General features: G+C 38.6%; 20 protein-coding genes and 1 riboswitch. Of the genes, 17 read left to right on the forward strand and 3 right to left on the reverse strand.

Translation table 11 applies throughout. The annotated features are described in order from the left end of the window. Positions 1–327: 327 nt before the first annotated feature. From AC4BHA_RS04235 to AC4BHA_RS04285, 11 genes are all read left to right on the forward strand, one after another. Positions 328–1,266, forward strand: a complete 939-nt coding sequence (locus tag AC4BHA_RS04235) for a S66 peptidase family protein (protein WP_066101086.1) — start codon at positions 328–330, stop codon at positions 1,264–1,266. Continuing rightward, a complete protein-coding gene (locus AC4BHA_RS04240) occupies positions 1,256–2,338 on the forward strand; it encodes a dipeptide epimerase (RefSeq protein ID WP_066101083.1) in 1,083 nt (360 codons plus the stop codon). Before AC4BHA_RS04235 ends, AC4BHA_RS04240 begins: the two co-directional genes overlap by 11 nt. Positions 2,339–2,353: 15 nt before the next feature. Next, positions 2,354–3,271 (forward strand): C40 family peptidase, encoded by a 918-nt coding sequence (locus AC4BHA_RS04245; protein ID WP_490558214.1) that lies wholly within the window; start codon positions 2,354–2,356, stop codon positions 3,269–3,271. 460 nt (positions 3,272–3,731) lie between these two features. After that, positions 3,732–4,340 (forward strand): alpha/beta hydrolase, encoded by a 609-nt coding sequence (locus AC4BHA_RS04250; RefSeq protein WP_066101080.1) that lies wholly within the window; start codon positions 3,732–3,734, stop codon positions 4,338–4,340. A 15-nt stretch (positions 4,341–4,355) separates the two neighbouring features. Next, positions 4,356–4,970: a flavin reductase family protein gene (locus AC4BHA_RS04255; protein ID WP_066101077.1), complete on the forward strand. Its 615-nt coding sequence runs from the start codon at positions 4,356–4,358 to the stop codon at positions 4,968–4,970. 283 nt (positions 4,971–5,253) lie between these two features. Beyond that, on the forward strand, positions 5,254–8,238 hold the full coding sequence (locus AC4BHA_RS04260; protein WP_139891341.1) for a YhgE/Pip domain-containing protein: 2,985 nt from the start codon (positions 5,254–5,256) through the stop codon (positions 8,236–8,238). Between the two features lie 108 nt (positions 8,239–8,346). Further along, a complete protein-coding gene (locus tag AC4BHA_RS04265) occupies positions 8,347–8,898 on the forward strand; it encodes a glycerol-3-phosphate responsive antiterminator (RefSeq protein WP_066102330.1) in 552 nt (183 codons plus the stop codon). A gap of 185 nt (positions 8,899–9,083) precedes the next feature. Further along, a complete protein-coding gene (locus AC4BHA_RS04270) occupies positions 9,084–9,923 on the forward strand; it encodes an MIP/aquaporin family protein (protein WP_066101072.1) in 840 nt (279 codons plus the stop codon). A gap of 60 nt (positions 9,924–9,983) precedes the next feature. Further along, positions 9,984–11,474 (forward strand): glycerol kinase GlpK, encoded by a 1,491-nt coding sequence (glpK, locus tag AC4BHA_RS04275; protein WP_490558215.1) that lies wholly within the window; start codon positions 9,984–9,986, stop codon positions 11,472–11,474. Between the two features lie 171 nt (positions 11,475–11,645). Next, a complete protein-coding gene (locus AC4BHA_RS04280; RefSeq protein WP_066101068.1) occupies positions 11,646–13,316 on the forward strand; it encodes a glycerol-3-phosphate dehydrogenase/oxidase in 1,671 nt (556 codons plus the stop codon). 138 nt (positions 13,317–13,454) lie between these two features. Next, positions 13,455–14,519 (forward strand): lactonase family protein, encoded by a 1,065-nt coding sequence (locus tag AC4BHA_RS04285; protein WP_181161982.1) that lies wholly within the window; start codon positions 13,455–13,457, stop codon positions 14,517–14,519. 41 nt (positions 14,520–14,560) lie between these two features. On the opposite strand, the gene AC4BHA_RS04290 is transcribed toward AC4BHA_RS04285, so the two are convergent. Together AC4BHA_RS04290 and AC4BHA_RS04295 are read right to left on the reverse strand one after the other, a co-directional pair. After that, the gene (locus tag AC4BHA_RS04290; protein ID WP_175354220.1) at positions 14,561–14,782 is read right to left on the reverse strand and encodes a hypothetical protein; all 222 of its coding nucleotides are present in this window, start codon (positions 14,780–14,782) and stop codon (positions 14,561–14,563) included. Positions 14,783–14,866: 84 nt separating this feature from the next. Further along, entirely contained in the window at positions 14,867–15,415 is a 549-nt protein-coding gene (locus AC4BHA_RS04295) for a peroxiredoxin family protein (protein ID WP_490558216.1), read from the reverse strand. Positions 15,416–15,575: 160 nt separating this feature from the next. On the opposite strand from AC4BHA_RS04295, the gene gntK reads away from it, so the two are divergent. The 3 genes from gntK (at position 15,576) to cdr (ending at position 20,837) form a co-directional block, all read left to right on the forward strand. Beyond that, positions 15,576–17,114: a gluconokinase gene (gntK, locus tag AC4BHA_RS04300; protein ID WP_140461217.1), complete on the forward strand. Its 1,539-nt coding sequence runs from the start codon at positions 15,576–15,578 to the stop codon at positions 17,112–17,114. 107 nt (positions 17,115–17,221) lie between these two features. After that, a riboswitch (Lysine riboswitch) is annotated at positions 17,222–17,422 on the forward strand. Between the two features lie 132 nt (positions 17,423–17,554). Further along, on the forward strand, positions 17,555–18,994 hold the full coding sequence (locus AC4BHA_RS04305; RefSeq protein WP_140461218.1) for an amino acid permease: 1,440 nt from the start codon (positions 17,555–17,557) through the stop codon (positions 18,992–18,994). 193 nt (positions 18,995–19,187) lie between these two features. Then, complete coding sequence (gene cdr / locus AC4BHA_RS04310; RefSeq protein WP_066101056.1) at positions 19,188–20,837, forward strand: CoA-disulfide reductase; 1,650 nt, start codon at positions 19,188–19,190, stop codon at positions 20,835–20,837. Between the two features lie 378 nt (positions 20,838–21,215). Here the strand turns inward: cdr and AC4BHA_RS04315 are convergent, their stop codons facing one another. Then, entirely contained in the window at positions 21,216–22,484 is a 1,269-nt protein-coding gene (locus AC4BHA_RS04315) for an MFS transporter (protein WP_490558217.1), read from the reverse strand. Positions 22,485–22,636: 152 nt separating this feature from the next. Here AC4BHA_RS04315 and AC4BHA_RS04320 point away from each other — a divergent pair, with 152 nt between their 5' ends. The 3 genes from AC4BHA_RS04320 (at position 22,637) to AC4BHA_RS04330 (ending at position 26,133) form a co-directional block, all read left to right on the forward strand. Then, positions 22,637–23,842 carry a helix-turn-helix domain-containing protein gene (locus AC4BHA_RS04320; protein ID WP_066101050.1) on the forward strand — a complete coding sequence of 402 codons (1,206 nt, stop codon included), beginning with the start codon at positions 22,637–22,639 and terminating at the stop codon, positions 23,840–23,842. Between the two features lie 519 nt (positions 23,843–24,361). Then, entirely contained in the window at positions 24,362–25,639 is a 1,278-nt protein-coding gene (locus tag AC4BHA_RS04325; protein ID WP_139891333.1) for a right-handed parallel beta-helix repeat-containing protein, read from the forward strand. Then, a complete protein-coding gene (locus AC4BHA_RS04330) occupies positions 25,636–26,133 on the forward strand; it encodes a nitrous oxide reductase accessory protein NosL (protein ID WP_140461220.1) in 498 nt (165 codons plus the stop codon). Before AC4BHA_RS04325 ends, AC4BHA_RS04330 begins: the two co-directional genes overlap by 4 nt. The last annotated feature ends 39 nt before the right edge of the window (positions 26,134–26,172 follow it).

Raw genomic sequence — 26,172 nt, forward strand, 5'->3', positions numbered from 1 at the left:
TAAGGGGGTTATTGTTATTATGAATAAGGGATAGTAAAAGTACTTTTGTATTCTTTTGAAGAAATGGGTTTTCTAAGATTTCTTATAGCATTAATTGATTGATAATTTAGAAAATAGGTAAGGGCATGTGGATATGTTTTTAGTTATAGAACTGAATAGGACTGATTTATTTTACATACATTTATTTTAGTTGGCTCTTTATTAAGTAGGAATCGCAAAGAAGTTATTAATATTAAAGATTCCTATAAAGAAATGAACCTATAGTTCTCAGCTAATTTATGGATGTTCAATAGAGAATCCTTTATTACATAATCAGGGAGTGAGAAGATGTTAGAACAACTTAAACCAAAACGGATTAAAAAGGGAGATACAGTGGGCGTCATTGCTCCTGCCAGTCCTCCAAAGAAGGAGGCCCTTCAAAAAGCACTGTCTTTTCTGGAACAGGATTTAGGTCTTACCGTAAAAATGGGCAGTCATATCTATAAGGAATATGGCTATCTTGCAGGCGAAGACGCAGAACGGGTGGAAGATCTTGAAGCGATGTTTAAGGACGAAGACGTAAAAGCCATTATCTGTGCTTGTGGGGGATATGGGACGGCGCGAATTGCGGATGCCATTAATTATGAAGTCATTAGGAATAACCCAAAGATTTTCTGGGGATATTCAGATATTACATTTATACATACGGCAATTCGACAAAAGACTGGCTTGGTTACCTTTCACGGTCCTATGCTTGCATCTGATTTAGGAAATGATGATATACATCCTCGCTCTAAGGAATCATTTAAACAGCTTTTTCAATCAGAAGAAGTGAATTATAAAGAGGATATCTCCCCTTTACACCCATTTATTGAGGGAGAAGCGGAGGGTGAATTAGTAGGAGGAAATCTAAGCTTGATCACAACGACCTTGGGGACTCCTTTCGAAATAGATACGAAAGGAAAGCTCCTTTTAATAGAAGATATTTATGAAGAGCCTAGGAATATTGATATCTTCTTAAATCATTTATGGTTGGCTGGAAAGTTAAGTGATATTGCCGGTCTTGTCATCGGTGATTTTGCCAATTGCGATCCCAAAAGCAGACGGACACTCACCCTCGATGAGGTATTGACTCACTATACAAAACTGATTAATAAGCCAGCTATGAGTGGATTTAAAATTGGTCATTGCAACCCACATGTTGGAATACCACTCGGCGTGAAAGCCAAAATCAGCACTGCAGAGAAGACACTTACTATTGAAAGCGGAATTGCAGATGAAAATTAGTAATATCGAAACCTATCGAATACAAGTTCCTTTAATTAAACCATTTAAAACAGCATTAAGGATTGTAAATACAGCTGACTCTGTTTATGTCAAAATTCAATGTGACAATGGTTTGGTTGGATGGGGAGAAGCAACCGCAACTGCTGTTATTACTGGTGATACATTACAATCAATAGAAACAGCTATTCACGACTTTTTTAAACCCAGTTTAATAGGAAAAGATATTTTGTGTTTCGAAGAGATTTTTCATGACCTATCCGCTATTATGACAAGAAATTCAAGCGGAAGAGCGGCAATTGATATGGCTATTTATGATTGTCTGGCCCAAAATAGTAAGCTGCCCCTTTATCAGTATTTAGGTGGCAGAAGCTCTCGGCTTGAAACAGACTTTACGGTAAGTGTGGATATCCCTCACATAATGGGGGAGGAGGCATTGGAATATGTAAAGAGCGGTTTTACAACCTTAAAGGTTAAAGTAGGTCTCGGTAATATAAATGAGGATATTGCGAGAGTGAAAGAAATTAGAAAGTGTGTGGGGAATGAGATTACGATACGTCTGGATGCTAACCAAGGATGGACTGCGAAGGAAGCGATTCAGGCAATCCGCCGTATGGAGGAAATGGGTTTACAAATTGAATTGGTGGAACAACCGGTCAAGGCAGATGATTTGGAAGGGCTCAGACAAGTAACTAATCAGGTAAATACATTTATTATGGCAGATGAAAGTGTATTTACCCCAAGGCAAGCCTTAGAGGTCATTCGTACACGGAGTGCAGACATGATTAATATTAAATTGATGAAAACTGGAGGGATTTTTTACGCCCAGTACATTAACCAATTAGCTGAGGCGGCAGGGATGGAATGCATGATGGGCAGTATGATTGAAACACATTTAGGTTTAACAGCTGCTGCTCACTTTGCTGCAAGTAAACGTAATATTACCCGCTATGATTTTGATGCCCCTCTCATGTTATCCCGCTCCCTGATTGAAGGCGGCATACAATATAAGGGTAGTAAATTTACTTTACCCGAAATAGAAGGCTTAGGTATAAGGAATATTCAGCTCAAGTGAGAGGAGGATCAAAAAGTGGGATTTACTCACAAAATCATGACCGTTAATGTAACTGTAGCGACCGTTTGGACTACAAATCAGTCTTATAGAGAGCTTGATCGTCCAGCGATTAGCCATCCGGTCCGATTGGAGGAATGGCTTCTATTTATGAATGAGGCTGAGCGGCTTGATTTATGCGAATCCAATAGAATCCAGACCCAATTATTATTTGGTGAACAGGTCCTGCTGCTCGAATGTAAACATGGATGGGCCCATATCATTGCCATCGAGCAGTCTTCAAAGAAAGATTCCAGAGGATATCCAGGCTGGGTACCTCTATGCCAGCTGGAGAATTATGAACCTGCATCCAATGACACTTTTGCCTTGATTACAAGTCGGAAGGCTTTGCTTACACTGGAAAAAACACAAGATACCCTAGTGCTAAGCTATCAAACGAAGTTATCATACCTTGGTGAAAAAGATGGACGGATACTTGTAGACACCCCCTTAGGTATTGGAAATTTACACAGAGATGATATAGCTTTATTTAACTGTAAAGAGAGAGGGAAGCCAGGGAGTGATATAGACATTGTCACTTCTGGAGAGCAATTCGTCGGCTTACCCTATTTGTGGGGTGGACTGAGCAGTTATGGGTATGATTGCTCAGGATTTACCTATACAATTTATAAGGCAAATGGCTATAGTATTCCACGTGATGCAAGTGAGCAGGCGCAATATGGTACGCCGATTGCGCTGAATGGGATACAAAGGGGGGACTTGCTTTTCTTTGCATATGATAATGGAAAAGGAGCCATTCATCATGTCGGGATTTATTATGGACAAGGTAAACTTCTTCATTCACCGCATACGGGTAAATCAATTGAAATTATCCCGATTGAAGGCACTATATATGAAAAAGAGTTATGCATGGCAATGAGATGTTTAGAAAAGTAGAATTCAAAGCATGTATGTATTTAATATTGTCCCTATTTTATCGAAAGACTCCAAACATATAGTTTAACTGCTTAATAAGATAGTTTAAATGATTCGTACCAAAAAAGACAAAACCATGATGGAAAGAAAGGTTAGAAGAAACAATGTGGAACCATATTATCGGTATCAATGATTAGTCCTGATCAGAGCTTTTCCATACTGATCGGGACCTTTTTGTATTGAGTGGTTATCTGAATAATGTTAATGGTCATTCCCTATAATGACCCTTTATGCTAATCGATTATTTTAATAGAGGTAATACTCTTGCTACTCAATTTTGTAATAAATAAAGTTGTATAATATACTAGTTTCAAGATAAATTTAAAGTGATCTTAATAGAATTGAAATCCTGTGAGGTAAGAATCTCAAGAATTCGAGGGATAAATTGGAACGTTTCAAGCGATCAATTGGGGGAATATGCATGAGAGACTATTTTATAAAGGGAACAAATATGAAACTTCCAACACTTTTTATGCTGCATGGTACAGGTGGAACAGAGCATGATTTAGTGCCGATTGCTAAATTAATTTCACCTGAGTCCTCCATTTTAAGTGTCCGAGGCAACGTTTCGGAAAATGGAATGCCAAGGTTCTTTAAAAGATTGGCTGAAGGTGTTTTTGATGTTGAAGATTTAAAGTTTCGTACAAAGGAACTAAACGATTATTTAAACGAAGCCTCAGTCAAGTATGGGTTTGACCGAAACAATGTGTTGGCAATCGGTTATTCAAATGGAGCTAATATAGCTGCCAGTATGCTTTTTCACTACCAACATGTATTAAAAGGAGCTATTTTGCATCATCCTATGGTTCCTTTAAGAGGAATAAAGCTGCCAGAAATGGAACGTCTGCCAATCTTTATAGGTGCCGGCAAAAACGATCCAATTTGTTCACCGGAAGAAACAAAAGAACTGAGTGAAATACTGAAGGCTGCCGGAGCCAAAGTAGAGGTTTATTGGGAACAAAATGGACACCAGCTGACACAATCAGAGGTAGAGGCTGCAGGATTATGGTTTTCTCAGCAATTTAAATAAATTGGAGATGATTAGATGATATCGCTAAATCCAACCGAAATGAGTGAACGAGAGAATTATACCTTTTTAACAGGGGCAGTCGTTCCTAGACCGATTGCCATTATCTCAACCATTTCTAACGAAGGAATTATGAATATTGCACCTTTTAGTTATTTTACGATCGTTAGTTCAAATCCCCCGCTGATTGCTGTATCAATCCAGCGACGGAATGGCGAAAGAAAGGATACTGCAAGAAATGCAATCGATTCGGGAGAATTTGTCCTCCATATTACAGATGAAGAAAACGTGGAGGGAGCGAATTGGACAGCAGCTGAATTGCCTCCGGACCAAAGTGAACTAGAAGGATCTCCCTTTCAAACAGTAGATAGTGTTCATGTACGAGTCCCAGGGCTTAGCCCTGCGAAGATTCGGATGGAATGTACCGTACATAAAGTAATACCGCTTGGAGGCCATACCGCAGAAGATGCAGGTTGTGATCTACTAATCGGTAATATTGTTTTTTATCATATAGATGAAGCCATCTACAAGGATGGTACAATCAGTACAGAATTACTCAAGCCTGTTTCCCGGCTTGCTGGCCAAAATTTTATGAAGATTGGTGAACAATTTATTCTGGAAAGACCAAAATAATAGCGTACAGAACTTCCCACTTCAAGTAGGGAGGTTTTTTTATGGGTTCTTTTGGTAATAGAAAAGGTCTAAAAGACTATAAAAGATAAGTTTTTCTTTAATTAAGTCATAAGATTTTCTTATTAAAAATTAAAAAAAGGTACAAAATATCTAATTAAATTACAAATTTGTTAAATTACTAGAAGGACTTTCACTAAATATTCAGAATATATAACCAGTATACGAGTGGTTGCGCTTTCATAACCACCTTAATATAGATAAATCAGACAAGTGGGGGTAATGAATGAACGCTTTAGGTAATGGGAATCGGATGTCAGAACTCGGTCGCAGGAGAGGTTTTTGGATCTCATTAATTGCTGTATTACTGGTACCGTTAGTTTATGGATTGATTATGCTAACGCCAAGTTGGGGACCATATGATAATCTTTCAAACTTGCCGGTCGCAGTTGTGAATAATGATTCAGGTACTGTAACAGACGGTAAGGAAGTTAATGTTGGTAGAGATTTGGTAGCGAAACTGAAAGACGGGAATGACCTGGGATGGAGATTTGTCAGTAAGGAACAAGCAAATCGCGGACTTAATGATAATGAATATTATATGGTAATTGAGATTCCTGAAGACTTTTCCCAAAAGGTAGCAACCGTAATGGATGAAAATCCGGAAAAACCGGAACTAAAGTATACGCAGAATGAAGGGTTGCATTTTATAGCTGCAACAGCAACGAAAACAGCTATAGGAACAATTAAAGAGCAGCTTGCTGATACAATCACCGCTACCTATACCAGTACAGTTTTTGCCCAGCTTGGTGATGTAGCAGAAGGATTTAAATCCGGTGCGGATGGTTCAACAAAGCTCCATGAAGGCTCTGTTAAACTGAAGGATGGTACTGGAACTCTTCTGGATTCTTTAACGACAAAATCAGGAGATATTCAAAAACTGGCAGACGGTTCAAAGGAACTTGAACAGGGACTCGGTCAATTGAATGGAACAATGGCTGGAAAATCAGCTGATATCGCAAGATTGGCAAATGGAGCAGCTCAGGTCAGTGATGGGTCGAGCCTTATGCATTCAACAGTAAGTGGTAAGACCGGCGATATCAATACACTTGCAAGTGGGTCGAAGCAGGTTGAGGATGGGTTAGGCCAGTTGAATGGCACAATGGCAGGAAGTTCAGCTAGTATTGCCATGCTGGCTGATGGGGCAGCTGATCTCAGAAACGGCTCAGGTTTAATTTATTCAACCGTTGGCGGTAAGGCCGCTGAAATTCAACAACTAGCAGATGGATCAAAGTCAATTGAAGACGGTTTAGGGACCTTGTCAGGAACATTTAGTGCGAAGGAGAAGGATATTGAGGCTCTTGCAAAAGGATCCAAAGAACTTAAAGATGGATCAGATTATCTTTATTCCCAGCTTGATGGCAATAAAGGTAAGATTGAGGAGTTGGCTAATGGTGGAGCAGCTATTTATGATGGGACTGAAAAGTTGAAAAAAGGTACTTCTGATATGTTGCTTGGTTTACAATCAGCTCAAACAGGAGTCAAACAATTAAATGGTAGTATGCCTGAACTGGAAAATGGAAGCGCTAAAATTTCTGGAGGTTTAAATCAATTAGCAGCGAAAACACCTGACTTAGCAGATGGAGCTGCCAGAGTTGCGGCAGGTATAGAAAAATTAGCTGAGAAAATTCCTGGGATAGAACTTAACCCAGATTATCAAGAGTTATTAAAAGGTGCAAAAGCTGTAGCTGAAGGAACTGCTCTGGTAAATGGAGGTATAAAGGGAGAAAATGGTCTCAATGCAGGTGCAGCTTTATTGGCTTCAGGTATTTCTGAAAAGCTTAAACCAGGTATAGAACAATTAAATGGTGCATTTGAAAATCAAATAATACCGGGTCAAAAGGATATTGTTCAAGGAGCATCAGAATTAACAGTGGGTGCTGAACAAATAAAATCTGGTACGGATTCAGTAAAAACAAATTGGGGAGTAATCACTAATGGTGTTGGTGAAATTAATGGCGGTCTTACCACAGTAGCTGCCGGAAATCAATCAGTTAACGAAGGTTGGAAAACTGCAGTAGACGGATCCAAACGTCTTTATGACGGATCCAAACAAGTAGCAGCAGGCACAGGGTCAGTTAATACTGCATGGGGTACGTTAACAACATCTTTAGACACGCTAAATAAAGGTGCTGCGCAAGTGGCAGACGGTAATGCTACGGTAAACGATGGCTGGAAAACCGCAGTAGCAGGTTCTAAACAGCTTTATGATGGTTCCAAGCAAGTGGCCGATGGAACAGCAACAGTGAATAGCGCATGGGGTACATTATCAACATCTTTGAATACGTTGAAAAATGGTGCTGCTGAAGTGGCTGGTGGTAATGCCACAGTGAATGCAGGCTGGAAAACAGCTGTTGATGGATCTAAGCAGCTATTTGATGGATCTAAGCAAGTAGCCGATGGTAACGCAACGGTTAATACTGGCTGGGGTACGATGAAGGAAGGGGTAACTGAAATTGATAAAGGTGTCGGTCAAATCAAAGATGGTACACTTGAATTATCCAACGGCTTAGGTGACGGAGCTGAAAAAACGGCCGGTATAAATGCTACTGATGAAACGATTAGCATGTTCTCCTCGCCGGTTGAGCTGATCGATTCGAAAATTAATAGTTATCCGTATTATCGTTACGCAAACGCACCATATGTACTATCGTTAGCATTATTTGTGGGTGTTTTATTAATGATGTTAGTTGTTGGGGTTAGAAAACCAATGGATGAAGCTAGTTCAGGCTTCGCATGGTATTCAAAAAGATTTGGTTTGCTTGCTTTATTGGTAGCTGGTCAGGCCATCCTTCTTTCTGGCTTTACCATATTCTTTGTTAATTCAGGATTTGCGAATAGCCTGTTGCTTATCTTGTTTGCTGTATTGGCGAGTATCTCATTTATGTCCATTGTGTTCTTCCTGACTATGCTTGCCGGCAACATTGGTTTGTTTATAGGCGTGGCACTTCTGATTATGCAGCTATCTACTACCGGATCTGCATTGCCAATTGATATGCTGCCTGAATATTTACGTACTCTAAGCAATTTCTTGCCGATGACTTATTCGATTGCAGGCTTCCGAGCATTAGTATCATTGGATGACATCGGTATGATGTTTGCGAATGCAACGATACTAGTTGTGTTCCTGCTCCTGTTTGCTGGACTGTCCGTTGGATTATCCTTTTTCAAAAAAAATGAATCAGGAGGAGATGCAGAAATAGTAAGGTAAATATAATTATATAAATCCCTTTTAGTAGAAGAATGCATAGATTAATTGTATTCTATATTGAAAGGGATTTTTACTTATGAATAAGGGGTCCGAATGGGAGAGATTAGATTGAATCAGAAAATATTACCGGCAGCTTCAACTATGAAGGACTTTGAAAAGTTTTTACAATCAGGATTTAAAACAGGTGTTATTTTAGAGACTCATCTTGGGCAAATCAAACATATTACTCAAATGGCCAAAATGGCAGATAAACAACTGTTTTTTCACGTGGATTTAATCAATGGATTAAAAAATGATGAATATGGTACTCAATATTTATGTCAGGAGTTTAAACCATTTGGTGTCATATCCACAAAATCAGCGGTTATTCAAGAAGCAAAAAAACATCAGGCAATAGCTGTGCAGCGAATCTTTATGATTGATAGCCATGCGCTCGAACGCAGCTATAAGATGGTCAAAAAATCACAGCCTGATTATATTGAAGTACTACCGGGCGCACTTCCTAATATGATTAAAGAAGTTGCAGGGGAAATTCAGCTGCCGATCTTTGCGGGTGGTTTAATCCGAACAGTTGAGGAAGCGAAAGAAGCACTTGAAGCTGGTGCTGTCTCGATAACCTCGTCTAAACGAGAACTTTGGCAGTATTTTGCAGGGGAATGAGTCGAATTCCCTATTTATTTCTTTTTATTTGACAGCGTTTACAAAAAGTTTTACACTGTGTTTAAGTTAATAAGTATGTGGAAAGACATGGAGACACAGGTGGCAGTATTCCTTAATAAGTAGGAATACTTTAGTGCTTGTTTCTTCATTTTTTTTTGAAATTATATGATAGGGAGATGGAAGGAATGACACCATTTTGGGGTGAATTAGTAGGCACGATGATCTTGATTGTTTTTGGAGCAGGAGTGTGTGCTGGAGCCAACTTAACTAAATCTTATGCAAAGGATGCTGGGTGGATTGTTATCACTATAGCTTGGGGGCTTGGTGTTACATTAGGCGTATTTGCAGTCGGCGGCATTAGCGGTGCTCATTTAAATCCTGCTGTTACATTTGGTCTTGCGTTTAGCGGAGATTTTGCTTGGGCAGATGTACCTGGATATATTTTGGCGCAAATGATTGGAGCAATGATTGGGGCAACTCTTATTTATTTACAATACTTACCACATTGGAAGGCGACTGAAGATCCAGGGACAAAATTAGGGGTTTTCGCAACTGGTCCGGCTATTCCTCATACATTTTCAAATTTACTTAGTGAAATTATAGGAACATTTATTTTATTGCTTGGTCTGCAATTTATTGGAGCAAATGATTTTACGGAAGGCCTAAATCCATTCGCAGTCGGTCTTTTAATCGTAGGAATCGGTATGGCTCTTGGGGGAACAACTGGTTACGCCATCAATCCGGCACGTGACTTAGGTCCGCGTATTGCACATGCGATTCTTCCGATAGCGGGGAAAGGCCCATCTAATTGGGGATATGCTTGGATTCCGGTTGTAGGTCCTATTCTCGGCGGATCCTTGGGGGCTTTGTTCCATAAAGCGGTCTTCAATAATACGTTGACAGGCGCTTTCTGGGCAGTATTAGCTGGCACTGTAGTTATCTTGGTAATCGCTTATTTTATGACTAATAAAGATTCAGAACAAGCACTACGACAAGCTAATGATCCAGCAAAAGCAAGGTTATAAGTTACTAACTTTAGAGAAATCGATTATAATATAAAAATTAGTAGATGGGAGATGAAAAAAATGGAGAAATATATTTTATCAATTGATCAGGGGACCACTAGTTCCAGAGCTATTTTATTCAATAAAAAAGGGGAAATTGTACATAGTGCTCAAAAGGAATTTACACAGTACTTTCCAAAGCCGGGCTGGGTGGAGCATAATGCCAACGAAATTTGGGGTTCAGTGCTTGCTGTTATTGCGGGCTGTCTTTCAGAATCAGGTATAGAGGCAACAGATATTGAAGGAATCGGAATTACAAATCAGCGTGAAACAGCGGTGGTTTGGAATAAAGAAACAGGTCAACCTATTTATAATGCGATAGTTTGGCAATCCCGCCAGACAAGAGATATATGCGAGGAATTGAAAAATGCTGACCACAATGATCTTTTTCATTCCAAAACTGGTTTATTAATAGATGCCTATTTTTCTGGGACAAAAGTTAAGTGGATCCTCGATAATGTAGAAGGTGCGCGTGATTTAGCCAATGAAGGAAAATTGTTATTCGGGACAATTGATACATGGCTAATCTGGAAGCTATCCGGCGGTAAAGCTCACGTAACTGATTATTCCAATGCTTCAAGAACAATGATGTACAATATTTATGACCTGCAATGGGATGATGAATTGCTGGAGATATTAGATGTTCCGAAATCCATGCTTCCAGAAGTGCGTCCTTCATCTGAAGTATATGCACAAACCATTGATTATCACTTCTTTGGTAAGAGTATCCCAATTGCCGGTATTGCTGGTGACCAACAGGCAGCATTGTTTGGCCAGGCATGCTTTGAAAAAGGAATGGCTAAAAACACATATGGAACAGGCTGTTTTATGCTCATGAATACTGGTGAAAAACCGGTTAAATCGGAAAAAGGATTATTGACGACTTTAGCCTGGGGATTAAATGGTAAAGTTGAATATGCATTGGAAGGTAGTATCTTTGTAGCGGGTTCTGCTGTTCAATGGCTCCGAGATGGATTAAGGATGCTTAAGGATGCTGCTGATAGCGAGACATATTGCCGGGCAGTTGACTCTACAGATGGAGTATATGTCGTTCCAGCCTTCGTAGGTCTTGGTACTCCATATTGGGATAGTGATGCAAGAGGAGCGGTCTTCGGTCTGACAAGAGGGACTACAAAAGATCACTTTATCAGAGCAACAGTTGAATCTTTAGCTTACCAAACAAAAGCTGTTATTGATGCAATGGAAGAGGAATCTGGAATTGAATTGAAAACATTGCGTGCCGATGGCGGGGCCGTTAAGAATTCATTCTTAATGGAATTCCAGAGTGATATCTTAAACGTGCCGGTTGAAATACCAAAAATTAATGAAACGACTGCCCTTGGAGCTGCTTATTTAGCTGGGCTGGCTGTTGGATTCTGGGAAAGCCAGGATGAAATTGCTGCCCAATGGATCATTGATAAATCATATGAACCAACTATGGAACAAGAGAAACGTAATGAATTAGTTGATGGTTGGGAAAGAGCTGTGGCAAGTACCAGAACCTTTAAATGATAATTCAATTTTGTATGAGTTTTACTCAAAAAATGATATAATGAAAATAAGTTAATATAAGGTTAGAGATTTTAAGAGACCGCGAGTACATTCCTTTAAATAAGGGTAATGTATTTTGTGGTCTCTTTTTATTATCTCAATAGCACTTATCAACAGAGGAGGAACAAGAGGATGGGTTTAAATAGTTTAAATAGACATGAATATAAAAATAAATTACAAAACACACATTTCGATGTGCTTGTCATTGGTGGAGGAATTACCGGAGCAGGGATTGCTTTAGATGCAGCTACAAGAGGGATGAAGGTGGGCCTAGTTGAAATGCAGGATTTTGCAGCCGGTACATCAAGCCGTTCAACCAAGCTGGTTCACGGTGGATTGCGCTATCTAAAGCAATTGCAAGTAGGAGTAGTTGCAGAGGTTGGGAAAGAAAGGGCTATTGTTTACGAAAATGGTCCTCATGTTACAACACCTGAATGGATGTTATTACCCTTCCATGAAGGCGGTACATTTGGTAAATTTACTACTTCCATTGGCTTACAGATGTATGATTTTCTTGCTGGAGTGAAAAAGGAAGAACGCCGCACTATGCTTACAGTAGATGAAACAATTGAAAAAGCTCCATTGGTTAGAAAAGATGGCTTAAAGGGTGGGGGCTACTATGTTGAATACAGAACCGATGATGCCCGCCTGACGATGGAAGTCATGAAAGAAGCGTTTGAACAAGGAGCAAGCTTACTGAATTATGCCAAGGTCGAGGATTTAATCTATGAAAATGGAAAAATAGTAGGTGTAAATGTTAAGGATATATTGGATGAGGATTCCTTCCAAATTAAAGCTAGGAAGATTATAAATGCAACGGGTCCATGGGTAGACTTTATACGTGAAAAAGACAATTCTAAAAAAGGTAAAGTGCTTCAGCTTACTAAAGGTGCACACATAGTGATTGACCAATCCCGTTTCCCTTTGAAACAAGCGGTTTATTTTGATACCCCTGATGGAAGAATGGTATTCGCGATTCCGCGTGAAGGGAAAGCCTATGTTGGGACAACAGATACATTCTATGGTCAAGATCCAATCAATCCAAAAATGACTGATCAAGACAGAGATTATATATTGGATGCTATTAACTATATGTTCCCTTCAGTAAACGTTACTAAAGAGGATGTGGAATCCAGTTGGGCTGGAGTGCGCCCATTAATCAGCCAGGAGGGGAAAGGTGCTTCTGAGATATCCAGGAAAGATGAAACATGGGTATCTGATTCTGGGTTAATTACGATTGCAGGCGGAAAATTGACAGGATATCGTAAAATGGCTGAAACCGTTTTGGATTTAGTAGCTAAACAATTCAGAGATGAAGGATATAAACATTTCGGTAGCTGCTATACTGAAAAAATGCCGATATCCGGCGGCCGTGTTGGAGGCTCAACGAAATTTAGTTCATATATAAGCAAAACTAAAGAAAAAGCAATCGGAACCGGGTTATCAGATACAGAAGCAAGAGAGATTATTTCAACATATGGATCCAATGCTCCGCTTCTGTTTGAAATAGCCCGAAAAAACAAAGAAAAAGCGAGCGAAATAGGGCTGCCATTACCAGTATTGGCTAAATTGGGCTATGCAATTGAATATGAATTGGCTTATACGCCGCTTGATTTCTTTAATCGCAGAACTGGCATGGTCCTATTTGATATTAAGCATGTTCATGAATACAAAGATCAAGTGATTTCGTATATGAAAAAAGTACTGCATTGGACTGAACAGCAAACAGAAATGTATACTAAAGAGCTTGAAACTGAATTGCATGATGCTGCGTATCCACAATCCGAGCTGGTTACGAATTAATATAAATACGGATAAATGACCCCACTTCCTTGAAATATAGGTTGTGGGTTTTTTTTTAAGATTCAATATCTTTAAAAAGGGGAATAGAAATGAAACAGAAACTATTAGTTTATTTAACACGGGATGGGGGCAGTCAAGATGAATGAAATTCAAGGAAATAAGAAAAATGAATGGATGATTTATACCGGATCTTATGCAGAAGAAACAAGTACGGGTATTCATCTATTCAAATTGAACGTGAAAGAAAAAAAACTTGACTTAGTTGAGAAATATACGGGTATTGAAAATCCTTCCTTTCTTGTTATAAATAAAGCTCAGACCCATTTATACGCGGTAAGTGAAGTTGAGTATGGGATGGTTGTCTCTTATGCAATCAATCGGCAATCCGAACAGATTAGAGAGTTAAATCGCAAATCTACGAATGGGATGGCACCTTGCTATGTCAGTCTTAGTGAAAATGAATCTTGTTTATACATTAGTAATTATGGTGGCACGGTAACTAGGATAGAACTACAAGAGGACGGAACACTTGGAGAACATACGACAACAAATGAACATGTTGGATCAGGGGTTTGGGCAGACAGACAGGATGCACCGCATGCTCACTCAATCGTACCGGTACCGAATTCCTCCGTTGTAGTTGCAGCAGATTTAGGTACTGATAAAATTTATGTATACGATGATAAGGATTTTGCCAATTTGGCTAAAATGTCTACTATTCCTGGATCGGGTCCAAGACATTTTGCCTTTCACCCTACATTGCCAATCATGTATGTCATCCAGGAATTAAGCAATACAATCGCAGTATTTGAATTAAATGACCAACATATACCGGATTCTCTTCTAGGGGTGGTTACTACATTGCCGGATGATTACAAAGAGGAAAATACAGCAGCCGATTTGCATATTTCAGAGGATGGCCAATTCTTATATGCCTCAAATAGAGGGCATGACAGTATTGCAACGTACAAAGTGGCAGAATCAGGTATACCGGAAATTATCGCATTTACACATACGGAAGGAAAGGGACCGAGAAATTTCGAGTTAATAGACGAAGAAAAAGTACTTATTGCAGCAAATGAGCAAAGTGATTCATTAGTTTTATTTGAAATTAATAAAGAGGGTATTCCAACCTATACAGGGAATACGATTTCTCTTTCGAAACCCGTTTGTGTTCAAGCGATAGTAAGAAATCAAGAATGATACAAAAAAGCTGGTTTGGATTTTTCCAAACCAGCTGTTATTTAATTAGATTGTTCTTTTAAAGATTGTGTATAAGCCGTAAAGATACCTAAAACAATAATAGCCATTCCACCGTTTAATAGGGAGTATTGCAAGTCCCAATGGCCAGTATATAAATTTTTAATAGACAACACGCTGATCAACATAAGCATCAATGTAATTAAAATATTGTATGCTTTCATTCGTGAAACAACACCCCTTGATTCGTAATTGATCTTTTTCATATATTTTATTTTACTATGGTTTAGGTATAAAATTAAGTATAATTTTGTCTTTTTTGTTATATTTTTCCGTAGATGTTTTGGACGCTAATCTATTGAGTCCATCAGATTTTTTATCGTTTCTTTTTGCAAGGGTCCGATTATTCGCTTTTGTATGATACCGTTGGAGTCAATGAAATAACTGGTTGGGATTGTTATAATTTTATATAATCCTGCAATAGTTCCTGTTTGGTCCAGTAATACAGGATACCCGATCTTATACATATCTTGAAATGCTTGTATGGTTTGCTTGTTTTTTTCTGAATAGGTCATATTCACGCTTAATACAGTAATCTTCTCCATACTATGTTCACTATAAAATTCATTGAGGTCTGGTATCTCTTTTTTGCAGGGAGGGCACCAGCTTGCCCAAAAGTTTAATAAAACTTTTTGACCGCGATAATCAGATAATTTTATGCTTTTTCCGTCCTGAGTTTTTAATTCGAAATCAGGTGCAGATTGACCTTCTTTAATTCCTGTTTGAGTCAAAACAGGTCTAGTTTCCTCTGTAATAGACTCTTTTTGTGTCTGCGTGTAAATAAATAGAAATATGAATAAAAAGAATGGAGCAAGAATGGCAATTGTTTTATTCTTCAATTTGGATGAGGCCTCCTGATGTCGTTTTTATTTAGTAGAAAGTATTTGCCAGTCGTGAAAAAATTAATCAATGGGCATCAAATTGTGTTAAGTTGTTTATAAAAATATGAATAAAGGTAAGAATCTAGTATTGAGCTTTTAGGGAAGTGAGGGAAGATAGATGTTTTATATAGGAGTTGATATAGGAACCACGAGTACAAAGGCTGTATTATTTTCGGGAGACGCATCTGTGCTCAGCACCTATCATGTAGAGTACCCATTATATAGCCCGACTCCACTTACAGCAGAGCAGAATCCTGATGAGATCTTTCATGCTGTACTTAATGCAATAAGAGGAGTAATGGTCCAAAGCCAAATAAATCCTGATGAACTGTCGTTAGTATCCTTTAGCTCGGCTATGCACAGCGTAATTGCGGTTGAGGAAAATGGAAATCCATTAACTCAATGCATTACATGGGCTGACAGCCGTTCAAAGAAGTGGTCCGACTATATTAAAAATGAGAGGAATGGACAAGAAATTTATCGGAGAACTGGAACGCCAATCCATCCAATGTCTCCTCTTACAAAAATCACCTGGTTGATGAATGATTATCCCGAATTAGCGGGTAGGACATATAAATTCATTTCCATTAAAGAATATGTTTTTTATAAATTATTTGGGCAATATGTGATTGATTATTCGGTTGCTTCAGCAACAGGAATGTTTCATCTTAAAAATTTAGAATGGGATTCTGAGGCATTGGCAATCGCGGGTATTACAGAGACCCATTTGTCTAAACCAGTACCAACTACATATTATTTATCTGGCATGGACTCCGCCTATGCTGCGGATATGGGGCTGTTGCCGGATACTCCATTTGTAATAGGAGCCAGTGATGGCGTTCTCTCCAATCTGGGTGTCAATGCGATTGATCCAGGGATTGTAGCAGTCACGATTGGAACGAGCGGAGCCATTCGTACGGTAACAGATAGGCCGATTACGGATGAAAAGGGCCGAATTTTTTGTTATGCATTGACGGATAAGCATTGGGTGATTGGCGGACCAGTTAATAATGGAGGTATGACTTTTAGATGGCTAAGAGATGAGCTGGCTTCAGCGGAAGTAGAAACAGCTAAACGCCTCGGAATTGACTCATATGAAGTACTCACCAAGATAGCATCAAAAGTAGCGCCGGGGGCAGATGGACTACTATTCCACCCATATTTAGCTGGAGAGAGAGCGCCCATTTGGAACCCTGATGCCAGAGGATCGTTCTTTGGCTTGGGACTTCATCATAAAAAGGAACATATGGTCAGAGCGGTGCTTGAAGGAGTCATTTTTAATCTCTATACAGTCTTATTAGCTTTGCAGGAATTGATAGGTGTGCCAAGTAAAATCAGGGCAACGGGGGGATTTGCGCGCTCAGAGTTATGGAGGCAAATGCTTGCGGATATTTTTAATCAGGAAGTAGATGTGCCAGAAAGCTTTGAAAGCTCTTGTTTAGGAGCAGTTGTACTCGGCAGATATGCACTCGGTGAAATTGAAGACCTATCCGTTGTATCAAATTATGTGGGAACTACACATGTCCATACGCCGGTTAAAGCAAATGTAGAAAGATACGAGGAATTACTGCCAATTTACATCAATATATACAGAAAATTGGAGACTGAATATAGCAGTATAGCAGCTTTCCAAAACAAATGGATTAATCATAAATAAGTTGATTTGAAAATAACATTGTCGAATAATATTGACAGCATTCGCGTTTTCACTGTATCCTTTATACAGGAATAATTTAATTTAATACAAATCCTCATCGGACTAAAAGATGAGGTAGAGGTCGCAGATTTTATTAGTAAACTAAAAAGAGAGCCGGAAAGCTTGCTGACTTTAGTTGAAAGGAAAATCTGCCGAAGCGCTCTTTTTTTCCGAAGAGAGCAGCTGGGACTGTATCCGAATAGGTGCAGGACTGTCATGGTCTATATACATCGCGATATGTATATAGACCATGGAGAACTATCCATTTATTGTCTGGTGTGGCTAATCATAAAATGTTGCACACCTTAACAATAAGGTGTGTTTTTTATTTAGTTTATTTACACAGAAATGGATAATTCAAAAATAGAGAGTAACATGACAGCTTTGGAAGGGGAATTATCGTGCACAATAAGAAGCAACTGGGTTTTTGGATTTTAACGGCATTTGTAGTCGGCAATATGGTTGGGTCTGGTATTTTTATGTTGCCGCGTACGCTGGCAGAAGTAGCTAGTCCTGCCGGAGTAATTATGGCATGGGGATTAACAGGATTGGGTGTACTAACTATTGCGCTGGTTTTTGGGAATCTGGCTGTTCGTAAGCCACATTTAACAGGTGGCCCTCAGATTTATGCTAAGGAATTGTTCAAGGAAAATTCTTTAGCCTCAAGATTATCCGGGTTTATGTCTACATGGGGATACTGGATTGGTAATTTTGCAGGTAATATTGCCATCATCACTACGTTTGCAGGGTATTTATCTACCTTCTTCCCAAGTTTGACTAGTACGGCTGAATTGTTCAGTATAGGGAATTTTAGTCTAAAAGTTGGCAATGCTTTAACATTCCTTGTCTGCACAATCATGCTCTGGGGCGTTCATTTCTTTATTATGCGAGGCATAGAGAATGCTGGTAAATTAAACTTTGTGGCGACTGCGGCAAAAGTACTTGGATTTGGATTATTCATTGTAATTGGGCTATTTGCCTTTGAACAATCTAATATTGTACCGTTTGCGGAAACTCGTATAATTGATGGTGAGAGTCGGGGATTACTCAGCCAGGTAAATTTTGCTGCCGTCTCAACCTTATGGGCTTTTGTAGGGGTTGAATCTGCTGTTGTATTCGCATCAAGGGCGAAGAGAAAGGCAGATGTAAAGAGAGCGACCATTTTAGGGCTATTGATTGCCCTGGCTATCTATATGGGAATCAGTACACTTGTTATGGGATTATTAACACAGGATGCACTTATCCATTCAGAAAAACCATTAATCGATGCAATTGAAACGGTGCTGGGACCTGTTGGTGGGAAAGCATTGGCGGTCATTGGATTGATCAGTTTATTTGGTTCAACAATTGGCTGGATCTTGTTAAGCGCTGAAATCCCGTATCAGGCAGCAAAACAAGGTTTATTTATCCCTAAGTTTTTACAGGTCAATAAGCGTGGGATTCCTAATTTCTCTATGATTGTTTCAAATGGTTTAGGTCAATTATTTATTTTCTCAACTATTTCAAATTCAATTGCTCATGCATTTGACTTTATTATTTATATCGCGACACTTTCTTATTTAGTGCCATATTTAATTTCCTCCTCATTCCAACTGAAATTAGTTTGGACTGGCGAGACATATAAATCTGATGAAATGCGTTCACGAATTATTGATGGTACCATAGCCATATTGGCGACGGCATATTCCATTTGGGTGATCATCAAAGGAACGGCTGATTTAAAAACATTTATTTTCGGTGTTATCCTTCTGGCAAGCGGAATCCTATTCTATCGTTTACTGCCTAAAAATATGGAGGAAGTTAAACAACACGAGAACTATTATTTGAAAAAATCTTTTTAACTGTAATAAGAAGCAAACCCATTGTTAAAAGTGGGTTTGCTTTTTTTGGGTATTATTTAAAAGTAAAACGGTGTTATGAAAACTGTTATCGGGAGCAATGATAGAGTGTAATCATGTGAGTTTGATAAATTGACATACCCAATAGGGTATATTACGATTAGACTAATCGATGAACTAATGGAGGTCTATTAAAATGAAGATTTTAATTGTTGGCGGTGTGGCAGGCGGAGCATCTGCTGCGGCAAGACTGCGCCGTCTAAGCGAAAAAGATGAAATCATCATGTTTGAAAAAGGTGAATATATTTCATTTGCGAATTGTGGTCTTCCATATTATATAGGAGAAGTTATCCAAAACCGTAATAAACTGCTTGTTCAAACAGTTGAAGGAATGGGGCAACGCTATAATTTAGATATACGTAATTGGACAGAAATTATCAAAATCAATCGGGAGCAGAAGACTGTCATAGCCAGAAAAGCAATGACAGGCGAGGAATATGAGGAATCCTACGATGTGCTAATCCTATCTCCGGGTTCAAAACCGGTTAGGCCAGCCATTCCGGGAATCGATGAGGCTAAATCTGTTTATACGCTTCGGAATGTTCCTGATACGGACCGTATCAAAGAAAAGGTAGATCAGGATAAACCTGAGAAGGCTGTTATCATTGGCGGCGGGTTTATTGGGATTGAAATGGCTGAAAATTTACGGGAGCGCGGCATAGATGTAACAGTTATTGAGATGGGAAATCAGGTGATGGCGCCAATTGATTTGGAGATGGCTCAAATGGTCCACACACATTTGCGGGACAATGGAGTTCATTTAATACTTGAGGATGGTGTATCATCTTTTGAAAAGAATGGTCGTATCATTCGCTTGAAAAGCGGCAAAGAAGTAGAAACGGATATGATACTTTTAGCGATTGGTGTTCAACCTGAAAGTACCATTGCGAAAGATGCCGGCCTCGAGCTTGGGGTTCGGAATGCGATAAAAGTCAATGAGCATCTGCAAACATCAGACCCATCTATTTATGCGGTCGGTGATGTCATTGAAGTAAAGGATTATATTAACGGAACGGATACTTATGTGCCGCTCGCTTGGCCTGCCAATCGTCAAGGGCGTTTAGTAGCGGATCATATTCACGGGAAAGAAAGTGTTTATAACGGTACATTGGGCACTTCCATAGCCAAGGTGTTTGAATTGACCGTTGCTTCAACAGGAAGCAATGAAAAGATGCTGAAGCGTTTAGGTATACCATATGAGGTTGTTCATGTTGCACCAAGCAGCCATGCTGGCTATTATCCAGGTGCTTCCCAATTGCATTTGAAACTGATCTTCGATAAGGAAACGGGGAAAATATACGGAGCGCAGGCAGTTGGAAAGGATGGGGTAGATAAACGTATTGATGTTATCGCGACAGCTATCAAAGGTGGCTTAACTGTATTGGATCTTCCGGATATCGAGATTGCCTATGCTCCTCCATATTCCTCAGCTAAAGATCCTGTAAATATGGCTGGTTACGCAGCAACCAATATTATTGAGGGAATGGTCAGCACAGTGCAATGGCATGAAATTGATGAGATTGTGGAAAACGGAGGTTATTTAATTGATGTCCGCTCACCTGCTGAGGTTGCTAAAGGAGCAATTGCCGGCTCGGTCAATATTCCTGTTGATGAACTGAGAGAGCGATTATCAGAGATACCGACTGATAAAGATTTATATCTTACATGCCAGGTAGGTATGAGGGGTTACTTAGCTACCAGAATACTTGAAGGAAACGGCATTAAAGTTAAGAACCTTGATGGCGGATATAATTTGTATTCTAAGGCATTTCCTAAAGAAAAATAATAGTAAATGAGAGTTGGAGCTCCCTTTATGCGATAGTTTAGATTATCGCATAAAGGGGCTTTTTTGAATTGCTGAGACGGTTTGTGTCATGCTTGATTTAGAGCTTGGCTGGATTCAAGGGGCGATCGGCCGGATTCAAGCTCAGATTGGCTGGATTCGAAGAGGAATCGGCTGTATTAAAGCAGTGAATCAGCCGGAATCTAGCCCGATTCGGCTCGAATCGAAGTCGATACAGACAGTAACCAGCTAGAAATTCAATCAGAATCAATTCATTATAGAGGAATCTGCAAGATACGCCTATAATCGAGTAAAAACAATTAGGGGAGTATAAAAATGCCCGGCTGGATATAACCCAAGCCGGGCGATACTTCTTTATCATTAACTTGCCAATTCAGATTCCTTTGGTTCTTTTACTTTTGACATGGCAAGAAAGCTAATTAAGAGCAGTGAAAATCCAGTGATGAGAGGTATATAAAAAGCTGGTATGTAGTCAAGCAAGACACCGAAAAGAATCATCCCAAGCGGTGAGATTGCAGATGCAATCGTTTCAACTAATCCGAAAATACGACCAAGATAGTGGCTCGGGGTTGTACGCTGTATTAATACATGAATAGGAATATTTACAACCATGACGATGGAACCTATCATTCCAAGGACGATGATGTAGTAACTGACATTGGCAATCACAGAAGTCATTTGGAGCATAGGAGGCAAGCCAATCATAATGACAAGTATTGCTAAACCAATTAAGCCCAATCTAATTTTCTTTAATTTATCTTTCATTTCAAGACGTTGTGAAATGATCAATGATGTGATAAGTGCTCCAACAGATACCATCGAAGCAGCAATTCCGTATGATTGAGAAGAAAAATTCAGTGATGTGTTCAGGATGTAGGGGATTGCAACATTTATACCCGCAAAGAAGAAGTTAATCCAAAGTGATACTTTGAGCAGGGAGAATAAAAAATCGTTTTCTTTTAAATAGGAGAAGCCTTCAGCCAAACTCTTCATGAATTGCGTCTTTTCCTGTTGTGCCGCTTTCTCAGTGTACAGGTTGAAAATAATAAATAATTCAATTATACCGGCAAGTATAAAGGTGATTCCAGTTAGCAGAATGATTTCCTCAATTGCTAAGAACCCGTATAAAATACCAGCTATGATTGGACCGAGTATACCGGCAAGCGATGATGCGGATTGATTTAAAGAGCCAGCCTTTTGTATAGATTTATCCCCAGCCATTGAGGGAATGGTTGAAGATGCAGTCACAGAAAAGAAAGTAGAAAAAATCCCTAGCAGTACTTCTGATGTATATAACAATGCAAGTGAGAGCCCCGAAAAGTGAGAATAGACAATCATAAAAAACATGAGTATTCCGCTAAGAATTTCCGTCAATATAATGATTGTTTTGCGGTTAAAGCGATCTGCAAGGGTTCCGGCAATTGGTCCAAAAATAATTCGGGGAACAGAGGCAAACACAAGAGCAAGTGCAAAACTTGTACCCGAACCGGTAATTTTTAAAATGTATAATCCGATGGCAAATGAATAGATGCTTGCACCAAATAATGAAATAAATTTTCCAATAAAAAACAATAAAATATTCCTTGCGCTTAATCTCTCTTGTTCTGCTTCGGTATAACGTACACTCATGGGCTTTTCTCCTTTAGTTTAAAAGTTTAATGTCATTAAACTTATTATATAAATACTAATTTTTGGAAGTCAACAAAAAGTTTAAAATAATTAAACTTTAATTTGTGGATCAGAATTATTTACCGTATACTTTCCATAAGGAGGGGATAACCATGCTGGGCAATAAAATTAAAACGTTACGGAAAGCTTTAGGGATGACCCAATCCGAGTTGGCTGGAAATCGATTGACAAAAGGAATGCTGAGCCAAATTGAAAACAGTAAAGCAACCCCATCGATGAGCACACTTGAATATCTTGCTCAACAGCTTGGTTGTGAACCTAGTGATCTTCTGAATGAGAAAGAGGATTATCTACCTTTATTAAATGAGATAAAGAATGATAAAAAACAAGAGAATTATTCAGCTATTTACGATAAATTATCCCATGTGGTTTCTGAAAATATGCCTCAGGGAGTAATGGAGGCGAAGTTATACAGCCTTTATGCGGAAGCAGGCCTTTATTTAGATAAACCAAACATGAAGAAATATATCGAATTGGCAGCCTCCTATTTTAAGATGAATTCTTTATTCTTAGACAGTGCTGAAACATTATGGATTTATCATCAGTATCGTTTGTCTCATGGAAATTGGGATGAATCTTTATCCATTTTGAATGAAATTAGAAAATTCTACTCTGGTAATGGACTTGAAGAAAATACGGTATTTCAATTAAAGCTTTTATTGGATGAAGGAATCGTCTTATTAGCGTTGGAAGAATATAAAGAATCCCATACAAGAATGCAGGAAGCCATCGCATTGTCCAAAGAGACGAATGTCTATTATCGTATGGATGATATATACAGGATTGCTTCCAATTATCCGCTTGTGATGAAGGATGATAAGGAGTTTCTTAGATTAATCAGTAAATCTCGTCAATATGCGATTTTTTCGGAAAATAAGATTGCATTGATGATGTTTCCACTTTTATATGCGGTTTATCATAATGAAATAACAAAAGACTACAAAAAAGCTATTCACTACCTAGAAGAATTTGCGATAAATCCGGAAAAGATAGACGAACTTTATTATCTGGAATATGGGAAAGCACTATATGGTCTGGGAGAAATTGATCGAGCTTTGGAAAATCTGCTTAAATGTCATCTATCCGGTGCGTTGGTGCATCCAATCGATGTAGGAATGGTACAGTCTGCAGGAATCTATATTGCTCTTTGTTTAAATCAACAGGGCCACAAGGATGAAGCCCTGGAGCAAATTAACAAAACATGTGATTTAATAAAGAATATGCCGAAATCTATTTATTATAAAAGGGCTGTTGAGGTTAAAGAAACATTGCTAAATGATAATGGAACTGTACATTGAAATTATGTGTGGCTGTTCATTCAGTTCCTTTTTCCATTTGTTTCAAAGATTTAGGTTAACGTTTGTAAACGCTTCACCTAAATATACAATGTCGTTAGGACACAGTGGTGATAATAATGTTGACAGATGGTAGTGGGCTTTTATTTTATGTTCCAATCCATTCATATCTGGCATTCAAATGTCTATTAAGATTTTCGGTTAGTTTACTTACCCTATTCGGTCATTGCTTCGCAAGAACTCTTCCTATCCCTCTAATATCTCCCTGGTTACTTCCCCTGCACAAGAATAATCTTCTGCAATAATAGTTGCCTGTAAATTTAACCTATTAAACTTCTATGCTGAAACATATAAAATTCTCCATAAAATAGCTCCTAATACAATATGATGATGGGCTTGATACCTTTATGCTGGAAAATATAATTATTTTTCAAGTAAAATAATTATATAAATTATAATGAATATGATCATACCATCAACTGCTTAAAGTGGAGCAAACGATTGATAGAAAAAGGTGGGTTAATGATGAAAAGGTTACGCATCTTTTTAGTGTTTGTAGCGTTATTGATTATATATGAACCGAGTAGTTTCGCAGAATCAACTCTGCAGCAGCAAATTGACCAAACGCCCATTGGAGGAACATTGATTGTTAAAAGCGGTACCTATGAAGATCCGGTTTCCATTAATAAGCCAATGACCATTAAAGGAACAGAAAATACAGTGCTGAGTTATACAGGAGAGGGATCCTTTATAAACATTTCTGGTGAGGGTGTACAAATATCAAATATTGAAATAGAGGCAACACGCCTACCAATTGAGGAATCTGCAATTGTGCTGGCTGGAAATTATCATAAACTTAACAATCTCACAATCAAGTCAGCTGGGACTGGTATTAAACTGGATAAGGCGAATCATGTAAGTGTGCTAGAAAGTTCATTTACAGGGACATCTGAAGGCCATGCTATTAATCTGTGGGAGTCAAATTACAACACGTTCGGTAAAAATTCAATACGGAATGTTCAGGATGGATTTTATGTAGAATACAGCCACCATAATACATTTAAAAATAATAAAATTTGGGATGCCCATTATGGGGTGCATTTAATGTATTCCAATTCCTGTTTGATTGAAGAAAATGAATCATTCAATAACTTTACCGGCGCCATGATTATGGGGGCTGAAGATGCAATGGTACGTAAGAATACATTCACCGAAAATAATGAAAATGTAAATTCTCAGGGTTTGTTACTATATGACTCTAGGAATGTTACTGTTGAAACAAATGAGATTCACAATAACCGGATTGGCATATTTATTGAAAAGGCCAATGTGAATACCGTTAAGGATAACAGGCTGCAATCAAATTTTGTAGGTATTCAGTTTAAAGAATCAGAGAATAATCGAATCTATCAAAATGATTTTCTGGGTAATGTAAATGACGCTCAGGCTATTGAAAGTGAAGGGAATCAATTGGATGGGAACTACTGGGACGCATCAGCGAAAATAGATTCAGACGGAGATGGTATAAGTAATTTAATCTACCGAGCCGATCCTTATTTTCTGGCTTTGACAGAGGAAGTTCCTGAGTATCAACTCTTTTTTCAGGCACCGGGCATGACAATTCTGCAAAAAATGCTGAAAAGTACCGATGAAGAGCTATTAACGGACTCAGGTCCCTTAATGGACCCTATCCAATCAAACAATCAAAACAATCAAGCTGATCTGCCAGTATGGATAGTCAGCGGATTATTGTATATAGGCAGTTTATTTCTATTCATAAAAGGGAGGAAACAACGATGAAACAATCATTATGGAAAATTGCGTTAATCGGAATTGCAGTTATGCTTATGTCTGCTTGCGGTAATGAATCGACTGAGCCAGTGGAAATTGATTCGAAGACTGACACATGCGCAAACTGTAATATGTCGGTTGCGGATAATCAGCATGCAACAGAAATTATCTTAACTGATGGTAAAACATTTGTTTTTGATGATATCGGTTGCATGTTTAATTGGACAGATGAAAACGAGAATAAGGAAATTGAGAAGACCTTTGTACGTGATTATCATTCTAAAGAATGGATAGAATTTGAAAAATCCTATTTCGTATATGGAGAAGAAATCAAGACGCCAATGTCATACAATGTAATTTCTTTTGAAGACCAATCAAGTGCTGAAGAATTTGCTGAAGAATCAGGGGGAAGTTTATTATCCTATGAAGATTTACAAAAACATGATTGGAAACAGCATAAAGAGATGAATCATAAGGAAACGGACAGTCATAGCCATAGTTAACAGGTGAAAAAAACAAGGCAGCCGGCATGGTTGCCTTTT

Source organism: Pradoshia sp. Z3_51, assembly GCF_058215915.1.